Annotated in this window: 22 protein-coding genes and 1 pseudogene; 12 read left to right on the top strand and 11 right to left on the bottom strand. The window is 66.8% G+C overall.

Annotated elements, in window-relative coordinates:
• Positions 1-136 precede the first annotated feature (136 nt).
• Positions 137-526 (top strand): annotated as a pseudogene (locus tag JSE7799_RS04045) (transposase); the annotation flags it as partial.
• Between the two features lie 984 nt (positions 527-1,510).
• On the opposite strand, the gene JSE7799_RS04050 reads toward JSE7799_RS04045, so the two are convergent.
• The 8 genes from JSE7799_RS04050 to purC all read right to left on the bottom strand — a co-directional run bounded on the left by JSE7799_RS04050 (position 1,511) and on the right by purC (position 11,700).
• Positions 1,511-4,555, bottom strand: coding sequence for an Rne/Rng family ribonuclease (locus tag JSE7799_RS04050; protein WP_055662465.1), 3,045 nt, complete (start codon positions 4,553-4,555; stop codon positions 1,511-1,513).
• A gap of 479 nt (positions 4,556-5,034) precedes the next feature.
• Positions 5,035-6,369 carry a sigma-54-dependent transcriptional regulator gene (locus JSE7799_RS04055; RefSeq protein ID WP_055662466.1) on the bottom strand — a complete coding sequence of 445 codons (1,335 nt, stop codon included), beginning with the start codon at positions 6,367-6,369 and terminating at the stop codon, positions 5,035-5,037.
• A gap of 24 nt (positions 6,370-6,393) precedes the next feature.
• A complete protein-coding gene (locus JSE7799_RS04060) occupies positions 6,394-8,241 on the bottom strand; it encodes a sensor histidine kinase (protein ID WP_083480241.1) in 1,848 nt (615 codons plus the stop codon).
• 79 nt (positions 8,242-8,320) lie between these two features.
• On the bottom strand, positions 8,321-8,989 hold the full coding sequence (gene purQ / locus JSE7799_RS04065; RefSeq protein WP_055662467.1) for a phosphoribosylformylglycinamidine synthase subunit PurQ: 669 nt from the start codon (positions 8,987-8,989) through the stop codon (positions 8,321-8,323).
• A 55-nt stretch (positions 8,990-9,044) separates the two neighbouring features.
• On the bottom strand, positions 9,045-10,079 hold the full coding sequence (locus JSE7799_RS04070) for an alcohol dehydrogenase catalytic domain-containing protein (RefSeq protein ID WP_055662468.1): 1,035 nt from the start codon (positions 10,077-10,079) through the stop codon (positions 9,045-9,047).
• Positions 10,080-10,189: 110 nt separating this feature from the next.
• Complete coding sequence (purS, locus tag JSE7799_RS04075; protein WP_055662469.1) at positions 10,190-10,417, bottom strand: phosphoribosylformylglycinamidine synthase subunit PurS; 228 nt, start codon at positions 10,415-10,417, stop codon at positions 10,190-10,192.
• A gap of 60 nt (positions 10,418-10,477) precedes the next feature.
• Positions 10,478-10,846: a hypothetical protein gene (locus JSE7799_RS04080; RefSeq protein ID WP_055662470.1), complete on the bottom strand. Its 369-nt coding sequence runs from the start codon at positions 10,844-10,846 to the stop codon at positions 10,478-10,480.
• A gap of 92 nt (positions 10,847-10,938) precedes the next feature.
• A complete protein-coding gene (gene purC, locus JSE7799_RS04085) occupies positions 10,939-11,700 on the bottom strand; it encodes a phosphoribosylaminoimidazolesuccinocarboxamide synthase (protein ID WP_055662471.1) in 762 nt (253 codons plus the stop codon).
• Between the two features lie 156 nt (positions 11,701-11,856).
• Between purC and JSE7799_RS04090 the strand changes: the two genes are divergently transcribed.
• Both JSE7799_RS04090 and bmt read left to right on the top strand, forming a co-directional pair.
• Entirely contained in the window at positions 11,857-12,174 is a 318-nt protein-coding gene (locus JSE7799_RS04090) for a DUF1476 domain-containing protein (protein ID WP_055662472.1), read from the top strand.
• 124 nt (positions 12,175-12,298) lie between these two features.
• Complete coding sequence (bmt, locus tag JSE7799_RS04095) at positions 12,299-13,315, top strand: betaine--homocysteine S-methyltransferase (protein ID WP_055662473.1); 1,017 nt, start codon at positions 12,299-12,301, stop codon at positions 13,313-13,315.
• Positions 13,316-13,385: 70 nt separating this feature from the next.
• On the opposite strand, the gene JSE7799_RS04100 is transcribed toward bmt, so the two are convergent.
• A complete protein-coding gene (locus JSE7799_RS04100) occupies positions 13,386-14,447 on the bottom strand; it encodes a PA0069 family radical SAM protein (protein WP_055662474.1) in 1,062 nt (353 codons plus the stop codon).
• Positions 14,448-14,609: 162 nt separating this feature from the next.
• On the opposite strand from JSE7799_RS04100, the gene JSE7799_RS04105 reads away from it, so the two are divergent.
• Positions 14,610-15,311, top strand: coding sequence for a cobalamin B12-binding domain-containing protein (locus JSE7799_RS04105; RefSeq protein ID WP_055662475.1), 702 nt, complete (start codon positions 14,610-14,612; stop codon positions 15,309-15,311).
• A 132-nt stretch (positions 15,312-15,443) separates the two neighbouring features.
• A complete protein-coding gene (locus tag JSE7799_RS04110; RefSeq protein WP_055662476.1) occupies positions 15,444-15,956 on the top strand; it encodes a superoxide dismutase family protein in 513 nt (170 codons plus the stop codon).
• Positions 15,957-16,006: 50 nt separating this feature from the next.
• Here the strand turns inward: JSE7799_RS04110 and JSE7799_RS04115 are convergent, their stop codons facing one another.
• Entirely contained in the window at positions 16,007-16,501 is a 495-nt protein-coding gene (locus tag JSE7799_RS04115; protein WP_055662477.1) for a gluconokinase, read from the bottom strand.
• Between the two features lie 122 nt (positions 16,502-16,623).
• Here JSE7799_RS04115 and JSE7799_RS04120 point away from each other — a divergent pair, with 122 nt between their 5' ends.
• The 7 genes from JSE7799_RS04120 (at position 16,624) to grxD (ending at position 21,003) form a co-directional block, all read left to right on the top strand.
• Positions 16,624-16,836: a hypothetical protein gene (locus JSE7799_RS04120; protein WP_055662478.1), complete on the top strand. Its 213-nt coding sequence runs from the start codon at positions 16,624-16,626 to the stop codon at positions 16,834-16,836.
• A gap of 4 nt (positions 16,837-16,840) precedes the next feature.
• Positions 16,841-17,155, top strand: a complete 315-nt coding sequence (locus JSE7799_RS04125; RefSeq protein ID WP_055662479.1) for a YbjQ family protein — start codon at positions 16,841-16,843, stop codon at positions 17,153-17,155.
• Positions 17,152-17,778, top strand: a complete 627-nt coding sequence (locus JSE7799_RS04130) for a DUF1638 domain-containing protein (protein ID WP_055662480.1) — start codon at positions 17,152-17,154, stop codon at positions 17,776-17,778. Before JSE7799_RS04125 ends, JSE7799_RS04130 begins: the two co-directional genes overlap by 4 nt.
• 91 nt (positions 17,779-17,869) lie before the next feature.
• Positions 17,870-20,044 carry a phosphoribosylformylglycinamidine synthase subunit PurL gene (gene purL, locus JSE7799_RS04135; RefSeq protein ID WP_055662481.1) on the top strand — a complete coding sequence of 725 codons (2,175 nt, stop codon included), beginning with the start codon at positions 17,870-17,872 and terminating at the stop codon, positions 20,042-20,044.
• Positions 20,045-20,109: 65 nt separating this feature from the next.
• On the top strand, positions 20,110-20,352 hold the full coding sequence (locus tag JSE7799_RS04140; RefSeq protein ID WP_055662482.1) for a BolA/IbaG family iron-sulfur metabolism protein: 243 nt from the start codon (positions 20,110-20,112) through the stop codon (positions 20,350-20,352).
• Positions 20,349-20,648, top strand: a complete 300-nt coding sequence (locus JSE7799_RS04145) for a hypothetical protein (RefSeq protein ID WP_055662483.1) — start codon at positions 20,349-20,351, stop codon at positions 20,646-20,648. The genes JSE7799_RS04140 and JSE7799_RS04145 overlap by 4 nt, the downstream gene beginning before the upstream one ends.
• A complete protein-coding gene (grxD, locus tag JSE7799_RS04150) occupies positions 20,641-21,003 on the top strand; it encodes a Grx4 family monothiol glutaredoxin (RefSeq protein WP_055662484.1) in 363 nt (120 codons plus the stop codon). Before JSE7799_RS04145 ends, grxD begins: the two co-directional genes overlap by 8 nt.
• Positions 21,004-21,269: 266 nt before the next feature.
• Here grxD and der read toward each other — a convergent pair whose 3' ends face one another.
• Positions 21,270-22,721, bottom strand: coding sequence for a ribosome biogenesis GTPase Der (gene der, locus JSE7799_RS04155; protein WP_055662485.1), 1,452 nt, complete (start codon positions 22,719-22,721; stop codon positions 21,270-21,272).
• Between the last annotated feature and the right edge of the window lie 18 nt (positions 22,722-22,739).

Raw genomic sequence — 22,739 nt, forward strand, 5'->3', positions numbered from 1 at the left:
TGGCCCCGCTCCGCAGATCACCATATCGGCCCGCGGCTTCTGGAAGTGCCGCACATCGAGGCCTTAAAGAAGTTCGCACTCGATCACACGTCAAAAGGGTCAAAAGCTACTTGCATCACGGGCGGCAGCCAAAGAAGCCGTCTGCCCGGCCCGCGCGACCGGCGCCGCGCTTGTCATGCCCTACGCCAACACAGGTGCGATGAGCGACCACCTCGCCGAGATCGCCCGGCACGTTTCGCCCGGCGCGCACGCCATCCTCGTCGTTGACGGCGCCGGCTGGCACAGCTCCAGGGAGCTCGTCGTGCCGGCGAACATCACCCTACTGACGCTTCCGCCCTACAGCCCCGAGCTGAACCCGGTCGAAAACATCTGGCAATTTCTCCGCCAGAACCACCTCGCGAACCGCGTCTTCGAGAGCTACGACGCCATCGTCGGCGCCTGCTGCGAGGCGTGGAACGCGCTCATCGCAATCCCGGAGCGGGTCGCCTCGATAACCTCCCGAGATTGGGCGAAGGTCAGCGGATGATGCCGTCGGTATAACGCCTTGTTCTGTGGCCGGTGCGCCGCCCCGGAAATCCGTGCGCCCAAGATCGACCTGCGGTCGGTTGAAGCATGTAACCCCGCTCGGACGGCTTCAAGCCTTCCAGCCCACGTCTACCCACGTCAGGCACCTGCTCGTTGCGCCGCAACGACTTACGCGCCCCTCGGTTCCCTCGCCGTCGGCGCTGGATCCCTCGCGGCACTGCGGGTTTCCTGTCTCGCTAGAATAGAGTTCCCGGCAAGCCACCGCCGACGCTTCTGCGCCGCAGATCAGGCACGTGGACAGCCTACGCACACCCTGCCTCCGGTTCTGGCTCCGGCCCCGGCAACGGCATGTCCATAGCGACAGATGGTTTCTCCGCATGCTGCCGCGTGATGGCGTATCACGCTAGCATCGGAGTTTCGATGAAGCCGCCGGTCTTGCCGATCAAGCTCGCCGCACATGCAGTCACCGCAGCCCAACAGGCGTTGCGGCATGACCCTCCACTTGACTGGCCAAGCACCTTCTAGCCAGATCGCGTTCCGCCTTGATGCCTCATCGGCCACAGTCCCGTCGCCAGCTGAAAAAACCGAACTGCGGCGACGAAAGAGACCCGTCAGGCCTACTGCACAGCACGCTCTGCATGCACCTCGTCAACGATTGCGGGCGGCGGGTCGTGCCAAGGGTACTGTGCAAGGGCAGCCCGATTTGCCCTGCCGGCCGAGCAGCTTTCGGCACGCAGAAGATCGATGCCCACATCCCGCGCCACAAGACCCTGTTGTTCTTCAACCTACTCTGGTGCGGCTGCCCCAATTTCGCCTGCACCGGCTATTATGCGGCGCCGACACAGATTCATGACCTATCTGCCGCTCGCCAAACAACCCGGCCGAGATGCTCGCTTGAACTACGAGAGCCCCAACGCTCAGCGAACCGAATCCGGAACCGGCTCGGCGGCCCTCGGCAAAAGGGGGCCCGAAGGCCCCCTCGCGTTCAGCTTCCGAACGACCACCAGCCCTTGCGCTTTGGCCGGGCCGGCGCCTCGGACTGGATTTCCGCCGACGGCTCGTTGGCGGGCGCCGCAGGTTCGGGCGCGGGCTCCGGCTCGGACGCCTCGGGTTCGGGCGCCGGCTGCATCCGGGCCTCGGCCTCGGGTACGTCCTGCGCCGCATCGGCCGCTTCGGCGGCATCGGTCACCGCATCGGACGGCCCCGTCACCGGAGCAGGCGCCTTGGCGCGGGCCCGCCGCTTCTTCGGCGCCTCGGGCTCGGGGGCCTCTGCAGCCTCGGCAGGCGTCTCAGTCGAAGGCACCTCTGCAGGTGCTTCCGTCGCGGGCGCCTCGACTGGGGGCGTCTCGGCCGTCGCATCCTCCGTCGCCTTTGCCTTCGCACGGCTGCGCGAGCGCGTCCGCGACTTGGGCTTCGGCTCCTCAGTGTCCGTCTGCACGTCGGCGGTCTCGGCCGCCTTCGCCTCCGACGCATCGTCGGACCCGGCGGTCTCCGCCTGCGCGGGTTCCGGCTTGGCCTCGTCGCCGTCCTTCGCGGCCTGGTCTGACCCGTTCTCCTCGTCGCCGTTGCCCCCGCCCGACTTGCGGCGGCGCGAGCGGCGGCGGCGCTTCTTCTTCGGGCGCTCCTCCTCGTCATCCGGACCGCGATCGTCGGAGACATTCGCCTCCCCCTTCTCGTCGGCGCCGGTATCCGCTTCCGCTTCGGAACCAGCCTCGGTCTCGATCTCGGCCTCTTCCTCGTCCGGCTCGTCCTCCGGCTCTTCCGGGGTCCAGGACGTGTCCATGCCGACGACATTGGTGGCCTTCGGGATCACTCGGGTGGCGGTCTTGAACTTCTCGATCGCAAAATCCGGCGCGACCATCTTCGGATCGGCCAACACACGGATCGCCATGCCGTAGCGCGTCTCGATCGTGGCCAGATGCTCGCGCTTGTCGTTCATCAGGTAGTTGCCCACCTCGACGGGTACGGTCACCTTGACCTCGCGCGACCGCTTCCGCGTGCCCTCCTCCTCGAGCGCGCGCAAAATCTGCAACGCGACCGAGTCATCGGACCGGATCAGGCCCGTGCCGTGGCAATGCGGGCATTCCTGCGTCGTCGCCTCGAGCATCCCCGGACGCAGCCGCTGACGCGACATCTCCAGAAGGCCGAAGCCAGAGATGCGACCGACTTGGATACGGGCTCGGTCGTTCTTGAGCGCATCCTTCAGCCGCTTTTCGACGGCGGCATTGTTGCGACGCTCATCCATGTCGATGAAGTCGATGACGATCAGACCGGCAAGATCGCGCAGCTTGGCCTGACGCGCCACCTCGTCGGCGGCCTCCAGGTTGGTCTTGAGCGCCGTCTCCTCGATCGAGCCTTCCTTGGTGGCCTTGCCCGAGTTCACGTCGACCGCGACCAGCGCCTCGGTGATGCCGATAACAATGTATCCGCCGGACTTGAGCTGCACCGTCGGATTGAACATCGAGTCGAGATAGCTCTCGACGCCGTGCTTGGCGAAGAGCGGCTGACCGCCCCCGTCATGCAGCTTAACGTTCTTGGCGTGCGACGGCATGATCAGCTTCATGTAGTCCTTGGCCTGCCGGTAACCGGCCTCGCCGTCGACGATCACCTCGTCGATATCGCGGCTGTAATAGTCGCGGATCGAGCGGTGGATGAGGTTGCCCTCCTCGTAGATCGGCGCAGGCGCGATGGATTTCAGCGTCAGCTCGCGCACCTGCTCCCATTGGCGCTGCAGGTACTCGTAGTCGCGCTTGATCTCCGTCTTGGTGCGCTTCGCCCCGGCGGTGCGCACGATCAGGCCCGCGCCCTGCGGCACGTCGATCTCGGAGGCGATCTCCTTGAGCTTCTTGCGGTCGGCGGCGTTGGTGATCTTGCGGCTGATGCCGCCGCCCCGCGCCGTGTTGGGCATGAGCACGCAGTAGCGTCCCGCCAGCGACAGATACGTCGTCAGCGCGGCGCCCTTGTTGCCCCGCTCCTCCTTGACGACCTGGACCAGCATGATCTGCCGGACCTTCACCACCTCCTGGATCTTGTACTTGCGCGCCTTGGGCCGCGGCGGGCGCGGCGGGCGGATATCCTCGGGGGAATCGTCGTCGGTCACGACCTCGACGTTCTCGTCCTTCTCGGCGGCCGGCGTGTCGGACGGGCTCTCGGGCTCGTCCTTCTTCTTGCGGCTGCGCGAGCGGGAGCGGGATTTCTTCGGCTTCCCCCCCTCGTCGGCGGTTTCGCCCTCGGGCTCGATCGCCTCCATGCCGGCGGGTTCGGGCTTGGCCTCTCCGGGTGCGTCGCCCTGAACGACCGCATCGTCCTCCAGACCGGTATCCTCGGCGATGGTGCGGACGGTGCCGTCGTCGTCATCGTCGTTCTCGGCCTTGGCCATGTCGGCGGCGGCCTCGGACAATTCTGCCGACTGGCCACTCACCACGTCCGGCGCATCCGTCCTGTCCTCGGCGATCACCTGCTTGGCGGGCGGCTTCGTATCGTCCTGCGTGTCGACCTGCGTTCCGGCGGCGTCATCCGGCGCGCCGTCCTGATCCATGTTGGCGTCATCGCCCGAACCGCCATTGGCGTCATCGCCCGTCTCGGCCTTCTTGCGCGACCGCGACCGCGACCGGCTGCGGGACCGGGATTTCTTCGGCGTCTCCGCCCCCTCCTCACCGTTGCTCTCGGCATCGTCGTCGGAGCCGGCATCGTCCGATGCCTTGGCGCCCGCGGCATCCTCTGCGGCGGCCTGCGCCTCGGCATATGCGCGCTCCTCGGCCATGATCGCATCGCGATCGGCCTTGGGGATCTGGTAATAATCGGGGTGGATCTCGGAGAAAGCCAGGAAGCCGTGCCGGTTCCCGCCGTAATCCACGAACGCCGCCTGAAGCGACGGCTCGACGCGCGTCACCTTGGCCAGGTAGATATTGCCCGCAAGCTGTCGCTTGTTCAGGCTCTCGAAGTCGAACTCCTCAACCTTGTTTCCGTCTGCCACCACGACCCGGGTCTCTTCCGGGTGGGTGGCGTCGATCAGCATTTTCTTCGCCATATGTCTTTCCGCGACGGCGCAGCCGCGCCCCTGGGGGTGCGCGCCGGGCCTGTCGTCTTGATGGGGCGTGATCCGCGGGAGGCAGCGCGACGGGGCGGCTTGGCCGCGATCCCGTTTCTTCTATCCATCCCTGCGGCATCGCGCGTCTCACTCCGGCCGGGATCGTCATGCGTCGCCCGGCCTGTTCATGGGCCGGAGAAAGTCCGGTCACCCGTCGCGGACGACCTGGGGTCGCCCGTCATGCTTCCCCCGATGCGTGGACCGATCTGCATGGTCCGGACGGCACGGGGAAGAATTCCCTACCGGTTCCACCGCCCGAGCGTCCGGGGGCAGGACCGTACGACCGTTGTGTTACAGAAATGTCGAGAAGGCAATGGCGGAAGCAGCACTCAAGGCCGCAGTGCGGCCGCATCTCGGCCCCGTGATTTGGGGTCGATCCACCCGCTCCCGACCGGATGTGTCCGTTAAGCGCCCAGCGCCTAGAGGTAGTTCCCCCGGCTGAGCCCGTATTTCGCCATTTTCTCGTTCAGCGTCCGGCGCGGCAGGCTCAACTCCTCCATCACGCCGGCGATGGAGCCGCGGTGGCGGCGCATCGTGTTGTCGATCAGCATCCGCTCGAACGCCTCGACATATTCCTTGAGCGGCTTGCCCTCGGTCGTCACCTGCACCGTCTCGCCCTGCTCCTGGGTGTCGGACATCAGAAGCGACGCGATCGACCCCGTGCCGCGCCGCTGCTGCAGCACGGCCCGTTCCGCCAGGTTGATGAGCTGGCGGACGTTGCCCGGCCACGGCGCCTGAAGAAGCTGCGCCGCCTCCTGCGCGGAAAGCTGCGGCGGCGCGGCGCCGTATTCCTCCCCGAAGGATTCGGCGAAATGGGTGAACAGCGTCAGCACGTCCTCCCCGCGGTTACGCAGCGCCGGCAGGACCAGCTTCATCGCCGCCAGCCGGAAGAACAGGTCCGAGCGCAGCGAATCCTCCAGCGACTTTTCCGGGTCGGACCCGTTGTGGATCGCCACGATCCGCGTCTCCGCGGGCGTGCCCTGTTCGTTGATGAAGGTCAGGAGCCGCGCCTGAAGCGCCAGCGGCAGCGCCTCGATATCCTCCAGCACGAGGGTTCCGCCCCGCGCCTCCTCCACCAGAGGCAGGCCCCCCTCCGTCACCGGCCCGAACAGCTTGGCGCCCAGCTCCTCCTCGCCCAGAGCCGCGCAGGAGGTCATCGCGAAGGTCTTGCCCTGACGCGGGCCGACGGCATGCAGCGCATGCGCCACGAGCGTCTTGCCGGTGCCGGTCTCCCCGTCGATCAGGACATGCGTATCGGCCTGCCCCAGATCGAGGATGTCCTCACGCAGCCGCTCCATCGCCGGTGAGGTTCCGATCAGCTTGCGCATCAGGACCGTGCCGTCCGACAATTCCCGGCGCAGCGCCCGGTTGTCGAGCGTCAACTTGCGCGCCTGCGCCGCGCGCTTCGCCAGATCGGTCAGACGATCCGGGTTGAAGGGCTTTTCCATGAAGTCGTAGGCGCCCAGCTGCATCGCCTCCACCGCCATCGGCACGTCGCCATGGCCGGTGATCATGATGACCGGCAGCGACGAATCCTGGCTCATCAGCCGCTTGAGGAAGGCCATGCCGTCCATGCCGGGCATCCGGATGTCGCTGATGACGACGCCGTCGAATTCGGGCGTGATCTTCTTGAGCGCATCCTCGGCGGAGGCATAGGTCTGCGTCGCGAATCCCGACAGCGCCAGCCACTGGCTGATCGACTGGCGCATGTCCTGCTCGTCGTCGACGATGGCGATTTTCGTCTGTGCGGCCATGACAGCCTCCCTGGATTTGCCGCATCATTCCGCGGCATCAAGCGTCCTATTCAATGGCGGCAGGCGGACCTCGAACACGGCCCCGCCCTGATGCGCGTTTCGCGCGGTCAGCCGCCCACCGAGATCGTTAACGATTCCCGAGGAAATGGCGAGGCCGAGCCCGACCCCCTCGCCCGGCTTCTTCGTGGTATAGAACGGCTCGAAGAGCTGCTCAGGCGCGTCGATCCCGTGGCCGGTGTCCCGCACGGCCAGCACGACCTCCTCGCCCGCCGTCAGCAGGATGTCGAGCTCGGGATCGTCCACGTCGCCCATCGCGTCCAGCGCGTTGCGCACGAGGTTGATGACGACCTGCTCCAGCCGAAGCCTGTCGGCCAAGACCATGACCGGCTCTTCCGGCACGATCTGGCTCAGATGCACCCGCTCCTGGCGCAATTGCGGCTCCATCAGCGTCAGCGCCGCCGAAAGCGCCTCGCGGACATCGACGGGCTGGAACGCGTCGCCCCCCTTGCGGGCATAGGATTTCAGCTGCCGGGTGATCGCGCCCATGCGGTCGATCAGGTCGTCGATTCGCTGGAACGACGACAGCGCCTCGTCGCTGCGCCGCCGCTGCAGCAGCAGTTTCGCCCCGGCGAGGTAGGTCTTCATCGCGGCGAGCGGCTGGTTCAGCTCGTGGCTCACCGCCGCCGACATCTCGCCCAGTGCGGCCAGCTTGGAGGATTGCGCGAGGCTCTGTTCGGTCTCCTGCAACTCCTCCTCGACCCGCTTGCGCTCGGCGATCTCGCGGCCCAACCGCTCGTTCAGGCGGCGCAACTGGTTCGATTCCCGCTGCGCCAACAGCGAACGCAGCGTGGTGCGGCGATTGAGCAGATAGAACCCCAGCGCCAGCAGCAGCGCGAACCCCATGATGATCAACGCGAGCACGCCGTTCACCCGCTCGCGCACCGAATCGTAGCTGGTGAAGCTGACCAGCCGCCAGCCGCGGAACGGCACCCGCGTCTCCAGCTGGATCACCGCGGCGCCCTGATAGAACCGCCCGTCCACATCGTCGATCCCGAACGCCCCGGCCGAGGCCAAAGCCCGCTGCAACGCCGACGGCACGGAGATCGAGTCCAGCGCCGCGTCCAGCGTCAGCCCACGCCAACGCGGCTCGGTCGAGAGAATGACGTTCCCGCCCGCATCCGTCACCGCCACGGCGGCCGTGGTCCCGCGCCAGCGGCTCTCGAACTGCGCCAGGTTCACCTGCACCTGCAGGACACCGAGCTGTCGCGGCCCGTCCTGCACGACGCGGCTGAAGCTGGCCTCGTAGGCGCCCGTCTCGTTGGGATAGATGGTGAAGACGGTGTCGGTCGTGTTCTGCGCCTCGGTGAAGAACGGCGCGTTGCGATGAACCTCGCCCAATTGCTCCCGGTCGGTGGCGGCCACGATTCGCCCGTCCATGTCCAGAAGCCGGATGGAGGCGGCGCCAATCTCGTCCACGTAGGAGATGAGCCGCTGGCTCGAGGTCGAGAAATCCCGCGCATTGAGCGCCTGGATCAGCGTTGGATCGCGCGACAGCAGCAGCGGCACCACCGAATTGCGCTGCAACTCCGACAGGATCGCCCCAGCATAGAGCGACTGGCGCAGTTGCGCACGGTCCCGCGTCGTCTCGACGAACCGGTCGGTCAGGAGGGCGTTGGCGATCCAGATCGCGATGAGGGCGGCGACAATGATCGCGACGATCACCACGCGCACCGTCCATGACAGGCGCGGCAGCACCTCCTCCTCCGCGCCACCGCCGGGAGCGCCCGCCGAAGACGGGCGCATCATGTCCGCCGGGGCGTCCGGATCCGCCTCGGAAGGACGTCGCCAGGGAAGGAAGTCGCGAAAGGCCATGTTCCCGTCTAGCCGCGCCCCACGCCCTGCTCAAGGCGTCGCGGCCCGTTCGGCAAGTCGGCGCTTTCCAATCCGCGTCTCAGGCCGCGACGAGCGCCTGCGCCAGCCCCTTGAACAGCGCGGCCCCGTCGGTGCCCCCCTGCATCGCGTCGCAGGCGCGCTCCGGATGCGGCATCATGCCCAGAACGCGGCGGTTTTCCGACAGGATGCCCGCAATGCCATCCGCCGCCCCATTGGGCGTGACAACATAGCGGAACGCGACGCGCCCCTCCCCCTCAAGGCGGCGGAGCGTCTCGGGATCGGCGGTGTAGTTGCCGTCGTGATGTGCGATCGGGATGTCGATGACCTGCCCCTGCTTGTAGGCGGCGGTGAAGGCGCTCTCGGTCTCCTCGACCCTCAGCGCGACCGTCCGGCAGATATATTTCAACCCGGCATTGCGCAGCAGCGCGCCCGGCAGCATTCCCGTCTCGCACAGGATCTGGAATCCGTTGCAGGGCCCGAAGACATAGCCGCCCCGCACCGCATGATCCGCCAGCGCCCCCGCGATCGGAGAGCGCGCGGCGATCGCCCCGCAGCGCAGGTAGTCGCCATAGGAAAATCCGCCCGGCACGCCGACGACATCGATTCCGTCGGGCAGCGTCGTCTCCTTGTGCCAGACCATCGTGACGTCGAAGCCCGCGCCGCGGAAGGCGACGGCCAGATCGCGGTCGCAATTGGATCCGGGGAAGACGAGGATTGCGGCTTTCATCGAAAAAAGTCCTTCATGATTTCAGCCCCTTGCAGCAATTACCCATGGGTAATCGTCAACCCGCGAAATCCGTGACCACCGCCACGCCCGGCGGCGTCGGCCCGTCAAAGGCCGCAAGTTCCGCCGACACGTCCTGCAACCGCACCTCCCGCGCGACAAGCGGGGACATATCGACCGCCCCCGACGTGATCAAGGCAAGCAGCGACGGATAGCGCCAAGATGGCATCCCGCGCGTGCCGTAGAGCGCGAGATTGCCCTGATAGACGGCGCTCATGTCCACCTCCATCCGGGCGGTGTGCCCGACGGGCATCCCGATCTGCACATGCCGTCCCCGCGGGCGCAGGCACCCCAGCGAGGCGTTGACCGTGGCCGGGATGCCGAGCGCCTCGACCGAGACATGGGCGCCCCCGCCAGTGATCTCGCGGATCTGGTAGGCCGTATCCTCGCCCGCCAGAACCGCCGCATCGATCCCGAGACCGAGCGCGTGGTCCAGCTTCTCGCGCACCACGTCGACCACCACGACCCGCGCCCCCAATGCCCGCCCCAGAAGCGCGGCCGACAAGCCGACGCCGCCGGTTCCATGCACCGCAAGCCACTCGCCCCCCGCAAGCGCGGCCCGACCCGTCAGCGCGTGCCAAGCGGTCGTGACGCGACAGCCGAGCCCCGCGGCAAGGGCCGGGGAGACCTGTTCGGGCAGGTGGGCGAGGTTGTGATCCCGCGGGACGGCCACGTATTGAGCGAACGCGCCCGGCTCGGCGAAACCCGGCAGCCGCTGGTCGAGGCAGGTCGTCTGATGCCCCGAGCGGCATTCCGGACAGGCACCACAAGACAGAATGAACGGCGCGATCACCCGATCGCCCACGCGGAACGTCGCGTCCGGCCCCGCCTCGACCACCTCGCCGCAATATTCATGGCCGCCGATCTGGCCCGGCTTCACCCGCGGATGCTCTCCCACCCAGCCGTGCCAGTCCGACCGGCAGACCCCGCAGGCCGCGACGCGCAGAACGACGCCATCGGGCGGACATTCGGGTTCGGGCACGTCCTCGATGACGAGCGGCTGGCGGTATTCACGAAGTATGGCGGCGCGCATGGTGGTCTCTCCCTCGCAGCGCAGGAAGGCCGAGCGCGGCGCATTTGGCAAGACGCGGCAACGGGCGTCGGGCGGCCATCGGGCACGAGGGACGAAGCCGCCGGCGCGCCTCACATCTCGATGCGGTAGCTTTCGATCACCGTGTTCGCCAGAAGCCGCTCGCACATCGCCTTGACCTCGGCATCCGTCGTGCCCTCGGCGACATCCATCTCGATGAGCTTGCCCTGCCGGACGCTCTCGACCCCCGCGAACCCCATCGTGCCGAGAGCATGGCGCACCGCCTCGCCCTGCGGGTCCAGCACGCCATCCTTCAACATCACCTCGACCCGGACCTTCATCACACTCTCCCGCCAGCATTCCGCCGTGTCGCTACCGCCCGGCCGCGTGTGGTGCAAGCGTCAGACGGCTTCGCGCACCGCCGCGGACCAGCCGGTGGAGGTCCATCCCGCCCGCGCCGCCATGCGCGCGGCCGCGCTGTCGAGACGGTCGAAATCGGCCGCGTAGGGGCTGGCCTGGATCGTGAGGATCAGATCGCCCTCCGCCCGGGTCCGCGCGCCGCCGGGCAGGACGACGAAGCCCAGCTCCTCCAGATCGGAGCGCAACTGGTCGGGGCGCGCGGCAAAGAGGCGCCGGCGGCGGAAGCCGAAATCGACGCGGCGGGCGGAGACGCAATCGTCTCCCTGCCTGCGCAGGATCTGGCGCGACGCCTCGTTGGCGGCGATGACGGCCGTATCGGCCGCGTGGGAAAGATCGGTCACATGCAGCATCGCACCACATCCTCATCTGTCTTCAGACAGCAGGATGGGTGCGCATGGCGACCGCAACGCGGCGCGAATGTGGAATTCCCGGGACGATCCCGTCAGTTTATCAGATGCGGCTTGGTCGCCGGCGCGGAATTCGCGGGCATGACGCCCAGACGCCGCGCGACCTCCGTATAGGCATCCGTGAGCGAGCCGAGATCCCGGCGGAACACGTCCTTGTCGAGCTTCTTGCCGGTCTCGATGTCCCACAGGCGGCAGGAATCAGGGCTGATCTCGTCGGCGAGGATCAGACGCTGGAAATCACCGTCCCAGACGCGGCCGACCTCGATCTTGAAATCCACCAGCTTGATGCCGACGGCCAGCATGCAGCCCGACAGGAAGTCGTTCACCCGCAGGCTGAGCGCGACGATATCGTCGAGATCCTGCTGGCTGGCCCAGTTGAAGGCAATGATGTGCTCTTCGGTCACGAGCGGGTCGCCCAGCTTGTCGTCCTTGAGGCAGAACTCGATGATCGGGCGCGGCAGGGGCGTCCCCTCCTCGATGCCCAGCCGCTTGGACATGGAGCCTGCGGCGACGTTACGCACCACGATCTCCAGCGGGATGATCTCGCAGGCGCGGATCAGCTGCTCGCGCATGTTGAGACGCTTGATGAAATGCGTCGGTACGCCGATCTGGCCGAGACCGACCATGAAGAATTCCGACAGGCGGTTGTTGAGCACGCCCTTGCCGTCGATCACCTCCCGCTTTTCGGCATTGAAGGCGGTGGCGTCGTCCTTGAAGTACTGAACCAGCGTGTCCGGCTCCGGACCCTCGTAGAGGATCTTGGCCTTGCCTTCGTAGACCTTCGTGCGACGGGCCATAATGTCCTCGGATGTTGGGGGCGGATCGTGTGTGACGCGGGACATATGCCCTTCGCCGATATCCCGCAAGCGCGCCGCGCACGTGCCTTCGCGCTTGCCTGACGGGTCGGAGCCGCACATATCAGGTATGAACGCAATCCGAACCGGGAGACGCCCATGTCCAGCTTCGACGACCGCAAGAAGAGCTTCGAGAGCAAGTTCGCCCACGACGCCGAGCTTCAGTTCAAGGTGGAGGCGCGGCGCAACCGGCTGCTCGGCGAGTGGGCCGGCGACCTTCTGGGCAAGGAAGGCGACGACCGCGCCGCCTATGCCCGGGAGGTCGTGAAGTCCGATTTCCAGGAAGCGGGCGACGACGACGTGATGCGCAAGGTCGTGGGCGATCTGGGCGAAAAGGTCCCGGCGGCCGAGGTTCGCGCCAAGATGGATGCGCTGATGATCGAGGCCAAGGAACAGGTGATGAAGGAATCCCTGTAGTTTCGGCGGCTTCTGACGCACCGGACGCCCCGCACATGCGGGGCGTTCATGTTTCTTATGATGATTATGAGTTTGCGCCCCGTGCCCGCCTGCGACAGACGGAAGCGGATGACTGGAGGGTTCCATGCCTGATGCCTTGACCGCCCTGCTCGCCGAGCGCGACTGGATCCTTGCCGACGGGGCGACCGGAACGACGCTGTTCAACATGGGTCTGCAATCGGGCGACGCACCCGAATTCTGGAACGAGACCGAGGTGGACAAGATCCGCGCGCTTCATTCCGGCGCGATGGATGCGGGATCGGACCTGTTCCTGACGAATACCTTCGGCGCCAACGCGGCGCGGCTGAAGCTGCACGATGCGCAGGACCGGGCCCGCGAACTCAGCCGCCGGGGCGCGGAGATCGGCCGGGAGATAGCGGACGCGGCGGGCCGGCCGGTGATCGTGGCCGGGTCGATGGGCCCGACCGGAGAGATCATGGCCCCGATGGGCCCCCTTACACACGAGGAAGCGGTCGCAATCTTTCAGGATCAAGCCGAGGGATTGCGCGAGGGCGGAGCCGACGTGCTCTGGGTCGAGACGATCTCCGCGCCCGAGGAGTTGCGCGCCGCCGCCGAGGCCGCGGCGCGCGCCGAAATGCCGTGGTGCGTGACGATGAGCTTCGACACCGCCGGCCGCACCATGATGGGCACGACCGCCGAGGCGATGACCCGGCTCGTGGAAAAACTGCCGAACCCGCCCGTGGCCTATGGCGCGAATTGCGGTGTCGGCGCGTCGGACCTTGTCCGCACGCTGATGGGGTTCGGCGAGGCGTCGCGCCCGCTGATCGCCAAGGGCAATGCGGGCATCCCGAAATACCAGGACGGGCACATCCACTACAACGGCACGCCGGAATTGATGGCGGAATACGCGGTGATGGCGCGGAACGCGGGGGCCACGATCATCGGCGGATGCTGCGGGACGACGCCGGAGCATCTGCGGGCCATGCGCGCGGCGCTGGAGAGTGCGGAGAAGGGGCCCGCGCCCGATCTGGCCGAGGTTTCGGCGAAGCTTGGCGGGTTCTCTTCCGACAGCGACGGGCTGGACGGGCGGGCACCGACGCGCGACCGCTCCGCCAGCCGTCGGCGCCGGCCGCAGGCCTGATCCGGCGTCCGATCCCCGCAAGCAATTTCGCCGGAGGCGTCTGCCCATGTGCCCTGCGTCAACTCCCGCGTCAGAACAGCGACATCTGCGATCCCGGCACGCGGAACAGGTCGGTTCGCAGCGGGGGCAGACGCTCGGCGAGGCCGGTCTCGCGGCAGGCCCGCGCGAACCGCGTCTGCAGCAGGTCGGCATGGACGCCGCGACCGCGCATCCGCTGACCGAAGCCGGCGTCGTAGAGCTTGCCACCATGGAACTCGCGCACGCGGTTCAGGACGCGGCGAGCCCGGTCGGGATAATGCGCGCGCAGCCACTCCTCGAACAGCGGCGCGACCTCCAGCGGCAGCCGCAGGGGGATCATGCTGGCCGCGACGGCACCCGCATCGGCGGCGGCGCGCAGAACGGCCTCGATCTCGTGATCCGTCAGGCCGGGGATGACGGGCGAGATCATGACGCGCACCTGCACGCCCGCCTCGGCCAGCCGCTCGATCGCGCGCAGACGGCGCAGGGGCGACGGCACGCGCGGCTCCAGCCGCCGCGCAAGCTCCGCGTCGAGCGTCGTCACCGACAGTCCGACGCGGCACAGCCCCGGGCCCATTTCGGACAGGATGTCGATGTCCCGCTCGACCATCGCACCCTTGGTGGTGATGGCGACCGGATGCGCGTGATCGCGCAACACCTCGAGCAGTCCGCGCATGATGCGGCGGTCGCGCTCGATAGGTTGGTAGGGATCGGTGTTGGTGCCGATGGCGAGCATCTTGGGCACGTAATCCTTGGCCCGCAATTCGCGGCGCAGCGCCTCGGCCGCATTGGGCCGAGCGATCAGCTTCGTCTCGAAGTCCAGCCCCGGCGACATTCCAAGCCACGCATGCGTCGGCCGCGCATAGCAGTAGATGCAGCCGTGTTCGCACCCGCGATAGGGGTTCACCGACCGGTCGAAGCCCAGATCGGGCGAGCGGTTGGTGGAGATGACGCGCCCGATCATCTCGTCGCGCGTCTCGGTCCGCGCATGGTCGGGCATGGCCACCTCGCGCGCCACGGCCTCGTAGCGGCCCGCCGCATTCGACAGTGCGCCGCGGCCCGCGACCTCGCGCGAAAGCGGGCCATCCGCGTCGATTTGCCTCTCGTAGCCCATATGCTCTCCTGTTCCGGAACGGGGCGCGAAAACTAGAACATAGGTAGAACACTTGTTAACCCGAAGCAAGCCGCGTCGCCCCAAGCGCCGCTGACGTCGTTTTCCGCGCCGACCGGAACCGACCGGCGGCTCTAACGATTCGAGAAGGAACTGGAGGTCCCAATGTCCGACGACGAAGAAATCATCCTCTCCGAACTCAGCGACGACGAACTCGTCCAGCAGATGTTCGACGACCTCTATGACGGCCTGAAGGACGAGATCGTGGAGGCGGTGAACATCCTGCTGGAGCGTGGATGGCAGCCCTACGACATCCTGACCAAGGCGCTCGTCGGCGGCATGACGATCGTCGGACACGATTTCCGCGACGGGATCCTGTTCGTGCCCGAGGTGCTTCTGGCGGCCAACGCGATGAAGGGCGGCATGGCGATACTGAAGCCGCTTCTGGCGGAAACCGACGCGCCGCGCGTGGGCAAGATGGTGATCGGGACGGTCAAGGGCGACATCCACGACATCGGCAAGAACCTCGTCTCGATGATGATGGAGGGCGCAGGGTTCGAGGTCGTCGATCTCGGCATCAACAATGCCGTCGAGTCGTATCTGGAGGCGCTGCGGCGCGAGAAGGCGGACATCCTCGGCATGTCGGCCCTGCTGACGACGACGATGCCCTACATGAAGACCGTCATCGACACGCTGACCGCCGAGGGCATCCGCGAGGACTACATCGTGCTGGTCGGGGGCGCGCCGCTGAACGAGGAGTTCGGGCGGGCCATCGGAGCGGATGCCTATTGCCGCGACGCCGCCGTCGCGGTCGAGACGGCGAAGGAATGGATGGCGCGCAAGCATAACCAGATGGCGGCCGGCTGACGCGGTTTCCAATGGTCACTCCTGCCAATTCCGGTCGCCCTTCGGCGGCCGGATGGTCGAACGGCACGACCCATGGCAACCGGATGGCGATGTCGGGCGTTGCACTCCCGAACATGTTCAAAGGAGAATGCCATGCGTGCCGCCATCCTGCCCCTCGCCTTCGCCGCCCTCGCGACCCCTGCCCTGTCCGACAACCATGTCGGCGCGCGCGTGACCGGTGACATCCAGAACCGCGATGGCGAGATCATCGGCTCGATCTCCGCGTTCGAGACCGCCTCCGGCATCGTGCGCGTCAGCGTTCAGGCAACCGGCCTGACCCCCGGCCCCCACGCGATCCACTTCCACGAGACCGGCGAATGCGTGGGCGACTTCACGTCGGCCGGCGGCCACATCGCAGGCGGAATGGAGCACGGGCTGGTCGAGGGTGGTCCGCATCCGGGCGACATGCCGAATGCGCTGGTCCAGGATGAACAGGTGCTCGCCGTCGAGGTGTTCAATTCCCGCATTTCCGTCGAGGAGCATCTCCGCGACTCGGACGGGGCGGCCTTCATCATCCACGAGGGGGCGGACGATTACACCAGCCAGCCCTCCGGCGACGCCGGCAGCCGGGTCGCCTGCGCGGTCCTGAACCTCGAGCCGATGTAAGGGGCCGCCACGTCGGCAAGGTGGAAGCGGCGCGCCGAGATGCGCCGCGCCTAGACGTTGGCTGCGTGCAATCCGTCGAGAATGCACGCCGTCAGCTTGGCCGCAGGCAAGGTTATGTCTCCCTTCAGCACCACCTCCCCCGGCCCCGGTTCCTCCAGCGTCCGAAGTTGGCTGTCGAGGAGGGAGGCAGGCATGAAATGGCCCTTCCTTTGCCGCATGCGTTCGGCGATCACCTCCTTGGGTCCCGTAAGGTGGACGAAGGTCACCTCACCCGCCGCATCGCGGATCCGGTCGCGGTAGGACCGCTTCAGCGCGGAACAGGCGACCACGATTGTGTCATCCGCCTGCTTCAGGACCTCGCCGATCTGGTCGAGCCACGGCAGCCGGTCGGCATCGTTCAGCGGCTCGCCCCGCGCCATCTTGTCGACGTTGTGATTCGGATGGAGGTCATCGCCGTCCACGAAGCGCCCGTCGAGCGCATAGGCAAGACGCCGGCCGATCTCGGTCTTGCCGGTCGAGGTCACGCCCATCACGACGATCTTCATGACACATCCTCCCGTCCTTGACGCTGCCGCAAGCCGCTCGTCCTGTCGAGCCATCGTTCGCGCTATCCATTGGCAAACAGCGTCGTTTTGCTCATATTGGATGCGAATAGCAGGAGAATTCCATGCCCCTCGACCGCCTCGTCCTGATCCTCGTGATCGTCGTGCTCGCCGCCATGGCGACGGTCTGGCTGGGGGCTCTGGTCGCGGCCAGCGCTTCGTTTCCGTTCGGATTGGCGCTCCTCCTCCCGGCCTCCCTCCTCGCCTACGTGATCTGGCGCGTGGTCGCCGACCGGATTCGCAGCCGCGATGACGACCATTACGACAGGATGGAGTGAGCGCATGATCATCGTGACCACCGATCAGGTGCCGGGCCGCGAGGTCGCCGAATGCTTCGGACTCGTGAAGGGATCGACGGTGCGGGCCAAGCATGTCGGCTCGGACATCGTCGCGTCTCTGCGAAACCTCGTGGGGGGAGAAGTGCGGGAATATGCCGCGCTTCTGGCCGGCGCGCGCGAGCAGGCGATCGACCGCATGGCCGAGGCCGCTCGCGAATGCGGCGCGGATGCCGTGCTCGCCGTGCGGTTGGAGACGTCGAACATCGCGCATGCCGCCTCCGAGGTCGTGGCCTACGGCACCGCCGTCCGGTTGCGGTGACGCAGGTCGACGACCTTACGCTGACGCGGGAGGGGTTGGACGCCTCCGGCCGCGGTCGCGTGCTCGTCATCTCGTGCGGCGCGCTGGCCCACGAAATCCTGGCAATCCGGAGGGCGAACGGGTTCGATCACATCGATCTGCATTGCCTGCCTGCGATCCTGCACAATCATCCCGAGCGGATCGTACCCGCCGTGGCGGCGGCGCTCGATGCGCGTGCGGGGGGGTACGACCGCGCCTTCGTCGCCTATGCCGATTGCGGGACCGGCGGCGGACTTGCCGCCCTTTGCGCCGAACGCGAAATCGAGATGATCGCCGGGCCGCATTGCTACGCGTTCTTCGAAGGGGTGGAGGCATTTTCCGGTCGCGACGAGATCGACGCGTTCTATCTGACAGATTTCCTCGCCCGGCAGTTCGACGCGTTCGTGACGCGCCCGCTGGGCCTCGACCGCCATCCGGAATTGCGGGACGCCTATTTCGGGCATTACCGGCGCCTCGTCTATCTGGCCCAGACGGACGATCCCGACCTGACCGCCCGGGCCGAGGCGGCCGCCGCCTCGCTCGGCCTCGAATTCGAGCGCCGGTTCACGGGGCTCGGCACATTTGCGGCGGCGCTTCCTGATTGATCCGATGTCCCGGACCGATCACAGGGCAAAAGGAGGCGTGGAACTCTGCCGCAAGCTCGCCTAAACAAGCGGGCATCAAGCGGAGCCGGCCATGACAGAACCCGCCATTACACCTGACCTGATCGCCGCCCACGGCCTGAAGCCCGAAGAATACGAGAGGATTCTCGGTATCATCGGTCGAGAGCCGTCGTTCACTGAACTCGGCATCTTCTCGGCCATGTGGAACGAGCATTGCTCCTACAAGTCGTCGAAGAAATGGCTGCGGACCCTTCCCACCGAAGGGCCGCAAGTCATCTGCGGACCGGGGGAGAATGCCGGTGTCGTCGCGATCGGGCCGGATGCCGACGGGCACGAACTGGCCGTCGTCTTCAAGATGGAGAGCCACAACCACCCCTCCTACATCGAGCCCTACCAGGGCGCATCGACCGGCATGGGCGGCATCCTGCGCGACGTCTTCACGATGGGCGCACGGCCCGTGGCGGCGATGAACGCGCTCAGCTTCGGCCGGCCGGATCACCCGAAGACGCGGCAACTGGTTCATGGCGTGGTCGAGGGGATCGGAGGCTACGCCAACGCCTTCGGCGTGCCCACCCTTGGCGGCGAGGTGCGCTTTCACGCCAGCTATGACGGCAACTGCCTCGTCAACGCCTTTGCCGCGGGTATCGCGCGGGCCGACTCGATCTTCTATTCGGCGGCGTCCGGCGTGGGCCGGCCCGTCGTCTACCTTGGCGCCAAGACGGGGCGCGACGGCGTCGGCGGCGCGACCATGGCAAGCGCGGAGTTCGACGACACGATCGAGGACAAGCGCCCCACCGTGCAGGTCGGCGACCCGTTCACCGAGAAGCGGTTGATGGAGGCGACGCTGGAATTGATGGCGACCGGCGCGGTCGTTTCGATTCAGGACATGGGCGCCGCAGGCCTCACCTGCTCGGCGGTAGAGATGGGCGACAAGGGCAAGCTCGGCATCCGGCTCGACCTCGATGCGGTTCCGGTGCGCGAAACGGCGATGACCGCCTATGAGATGATGCTGTCGGAAAGCCAGGAGCGGATGCTCATGGTCCTCGACCCCGCCAAGGAGGCCGAGGCCCGCGCCGTGTTCGAGAAGTGGGACCTCGACTTCGCCGTCGTCGGCGAGACCATCGCCGAGGACCGCTTCGTCGTCGTGCATGGCGGCGAAGTCCGTGCGGACCTGCCGCTTTCGACGCTGGCCTCCTCGGCTCCGGAATACGACCGCCCGTGGGAGGAGACGCCGCCGCCGGCGATTCTGGCGCCGATCCCCGCGGCCGATCCGATCGACGCCCTTCGCAGCCTGATCGGCTCGCCGAATTACTGCGCCCGCGACTGGGTCGTTCAGCAATACGACACGCAGGTGATGGGCGATTCCGTCGCGCTGCCCGGTCTCGACGGCGGGGTAATCCGCATTCACGGCACCAATCGCGGCCTCGCCTTCACCGCCGACGTGACGCCCCGCTACGTGGCGGCGAATCCGGTCGAGGGCGGCAAGCAGGCCGTTGCCGAGGCCTATCGCAATCTGGTTGCCAAAGGCGCGCGGCCACTGGCGACGACCGACAACCTCAACTTCGGCAATCCCGAGAAGCCCGCGATCATGGGCCAATTCGTGGGTGCGCTGGATGGCATCGGCCAAGCCTGCCGCGCCCTCGATATGCCGATCGTGTCGGGCAACGTCAGCCTCTACAACGAGACGGACGGGAGCGGGATCGACCCGACGCCGACCATCGGCGCGGTCGGGTTGATCGAGGATCTCGATAGGCGGATCGCGTGGGACGTCTCGCAGGGGCTCATCGCGCTGCTGCTCGGGGAGCCGGGCACGCATCTGGGCCGATCTGCGCTTCTGGCGGAGCATTTCGACCGCGATGACGGGGACGCCCCGACGGTTGATCTGGAGGCGGAACGAGCGCGCGGAGAGTTCATCCTCGACAACCTCGACAACATCTGGGCCTGCACCGATCTCTCGGACGGCGGCCTCGCCCTCGCGGCCTTCACGCTGGCCGAGGCGAACGGGATCGGCGTGACGCTGGATGTCAACGGGATCGAGGCGCTGTTCGGCGAGGATCAGGGACGGTATCTCATCGCCTGCTCCTTCGACGCGGCCGAGGCGCTCATGGTCGCGGCCGGCCAGGCGGGCATGCCCCTGACGATGGTCGGGCAGTTCACCGGCGACATGGTCAAGCTGGGCGGCTCCGCCGCACCGATGGCCGATCTGTCGGCGCTCTATCGCGGTACGTTCGAAACGGCGTTCGGGTAAGACGGCTTGCCGCCCGACCCTGACATGCCTAGCTAAAGGTCAACATTGCAGGGAGCCGAGGCATCATGGCCATGCAGGCGCACGAAATCGAAGCGTTGATCCGGGAGAGCTTTCCGGAGGCGCAGATCACGATCACCGATCTGGCGGGCGACGGGAACCACTACGCCGCGGAAGTGGTGGACCCGTCCTTCGCGGGCCAGTCCCGCGTCGCGCAGCAGCGCGCCGTCTATGCCGCCCTTCGCGGCAGAATGGACGGCGAGAACGGCGAATTGCACGCCCTTGCGCTGACCACACGGGCACCGGGATGAGTTACCTCGCCGCGCTGCTCGCGCTCGTGATTCTCGGGATCCTGATCGCCCGCGCGATCTGGATAATGCGTGCCGAGGCGCGCCAGGATAATGGCGGACGACCGCGCGGCGTGCGGCCGGGATCGGGATATACCGAGGTCCAGAGCGAATACTTCTCCGGCTTGGGCGGCGGCAGTCAATCAGCGACCCGCGTCCCCCGGGATCCGCAGGAATATGCCCGTGCCTTCGTGCCCCGCAGGGCGGCACGGCGCGATCATCAAACAAATGGAATACAAAGGAGCGATGGCCATGGCTGACGCAAAGACGCAGATCGACGAAATCGTGAAGGGCGGCGACGTGGTCCTGTTCATGAAGGGGACCAAGGCAATGCCGCAATGCGGCTTCTCCAGCCGCGTGGCGGGTGTCCTGAATTACATGGGCGTGGATTATCGGGACGTGAACGTTCTGGACGATGCCGACATCCGCCAGGGGATCAAGGACTACTCCGACTGGCCGACCATCCCGCAGCTTTACATAAAAGGCGAGTTCGTCGGCGGCTGCGACATCATCACGGAGATGACACTTTCGGGTGAGCTCGACACGATGTTCGAAAAGCAGGGCGTCGCCTTCGACAAGGAAGCGGCGGACAAGATCCGCGAAGCCAACGGCTGATCTTACGGCTTGGCCGCTCCGTCTTTGTCGGCGGGGCGTGCCGGTCGGTTTTCCTGAAGACTTTCGCAATGTTGCGGCAGATCAGTTCATGACGATGAAGCTGAGTCATCGTGATTCTAAACATCAGGTCAGCGAGCGACGCGGTTAAGCCCATTGGGCCACTCATCCAGCTATATGCCGCTTTGCCGCCCTGAACACTCAGAGAGTAACGAAGCCGACAACGCGATACGTTCCGGCCTCGCTCCCTGATGACCATCCCTCATGTCTCAATCGGGCCGGCGCCCCTCCACGTGCTTTCGCAGGCGCGAAGGCTGCGCGCGTTTGCGGCCCTTGTAGGGATTCGCGTCGCCCTGTCCGCGCAGATACAGTCGGATCGGCGTTCCCGGCATGTCGAAATCGACCCGCAGCCCGTTGACGAGATAGCGTGAATAGCTGTCCGGCACCGCCTCGGGATGCGAGCACATGACCACGAACGCGGGGGGCCGGGTCTTGGCCTGCGTCATGTAGCGCATCTTGATGCGGCGGCCCTGCGGCGCGGGGGGCGGATGCTGCTCCAGCATCCCCGAAAGCCAACGGTTGAGCTGCGCCGTGGTCACGCGGCGGTTCCAGACCTCGTGCGCCTTCACGATCGCGGCGTGCAACCTGTCGAGGCCTCGCCCCGTCTTGGCCGAAACCGTCACGAGGGGCGCGCCGCGCAATTGCGGCAGAAGCCGCTCGAAGCTCTCCTTGAGTATGGCAAGCTTCTCCTGCCGGTCCTCCTCAAGGTCCCACTTGTTCACCGCCACCACGACCGCCCGGCCCTCGCGCTCCGCAAGGTCGGCGATGCGGAGATCCTGCGTCTCGAACGGGATTTCCGCGTCGAGGAGGACGACGACCACCTCCGCGAATTTCACCGCGCGCAAGCCGTCGCTGACGGAAAGCTTCTCCAGCTTCTCCACGACCTTGGCGCGCTTGCGCATTCCGGCCGTGTCGAACAGCCGCGCCGGCGTTCCATCCCATTCGAAATCGAGCGAGATAGAGTCGCGCGTGATCCCGGCCTCGGGCCCGGTCAGCAGGCGCTCGTCTCCGATGATGCGATTGATGAGGGTGGATTTCCCCGCATTCGGCCGCCCCACGACCGCGATCTTGAGGGGCCGCTTGGTCGTCGGCGCCCAATCCGCTTCCTCCTCGGCACCGTCCTCGCCGACGCTCACGTCGGTCTCGGCTTCCTCGGCGGCCTCGGTCTTGACGTCGATCAGGGGGCGGAGAACGGCAGCGAGGTCGGCCATGCCTTCCCCGTGCTCGGCGGAAAGACCGATCGGATCGCCAAGGCCCAACCCGTAGGCTTCGAGAAGCCCCGCCTCCGCCTTGACCCCTTCGGCCTTGTTCGCGCCCAGCAGGACCGGGCGCCCCTTGCGGCGCAGAATGTCGGCGAAAACTTCGTCGGTCGGCGTAATGCCCGTGCGGGCGTCGATGAGGAACAGCGCCGCATCGGCCATGTCGACGGCACGTTCGGTCAGGCGACGCATCCGCCCCTGAAGCGAATCGTCCGTCGCCTCCTCCAGCCCCGCCGTGTCGATCACGGTAAATCGAAGGTCGCCCAATCGGGCCTGCCCCTCGCGCAGATCGCGCGTCACGCCCGGCTGGTCGTCGACCAGCGCCAAGCGCTTGCCGACGAGACGGTTGAACAGGGTGGACTTGCCTACGTTGGGCCGTCCGACGATTGCGAGGGTAAACATGGGCCGCTCCGGTGTCAG

This window comes from Jannaschia seosinensis (genome assembly GCF_001408515.1).
GTDB lineage: Bacteria > Pseudomonadota > Alphaproteobacteria > Rhodobacterales > Rhodobacteraceae > Jannaschia > Jannaschia seosinensis.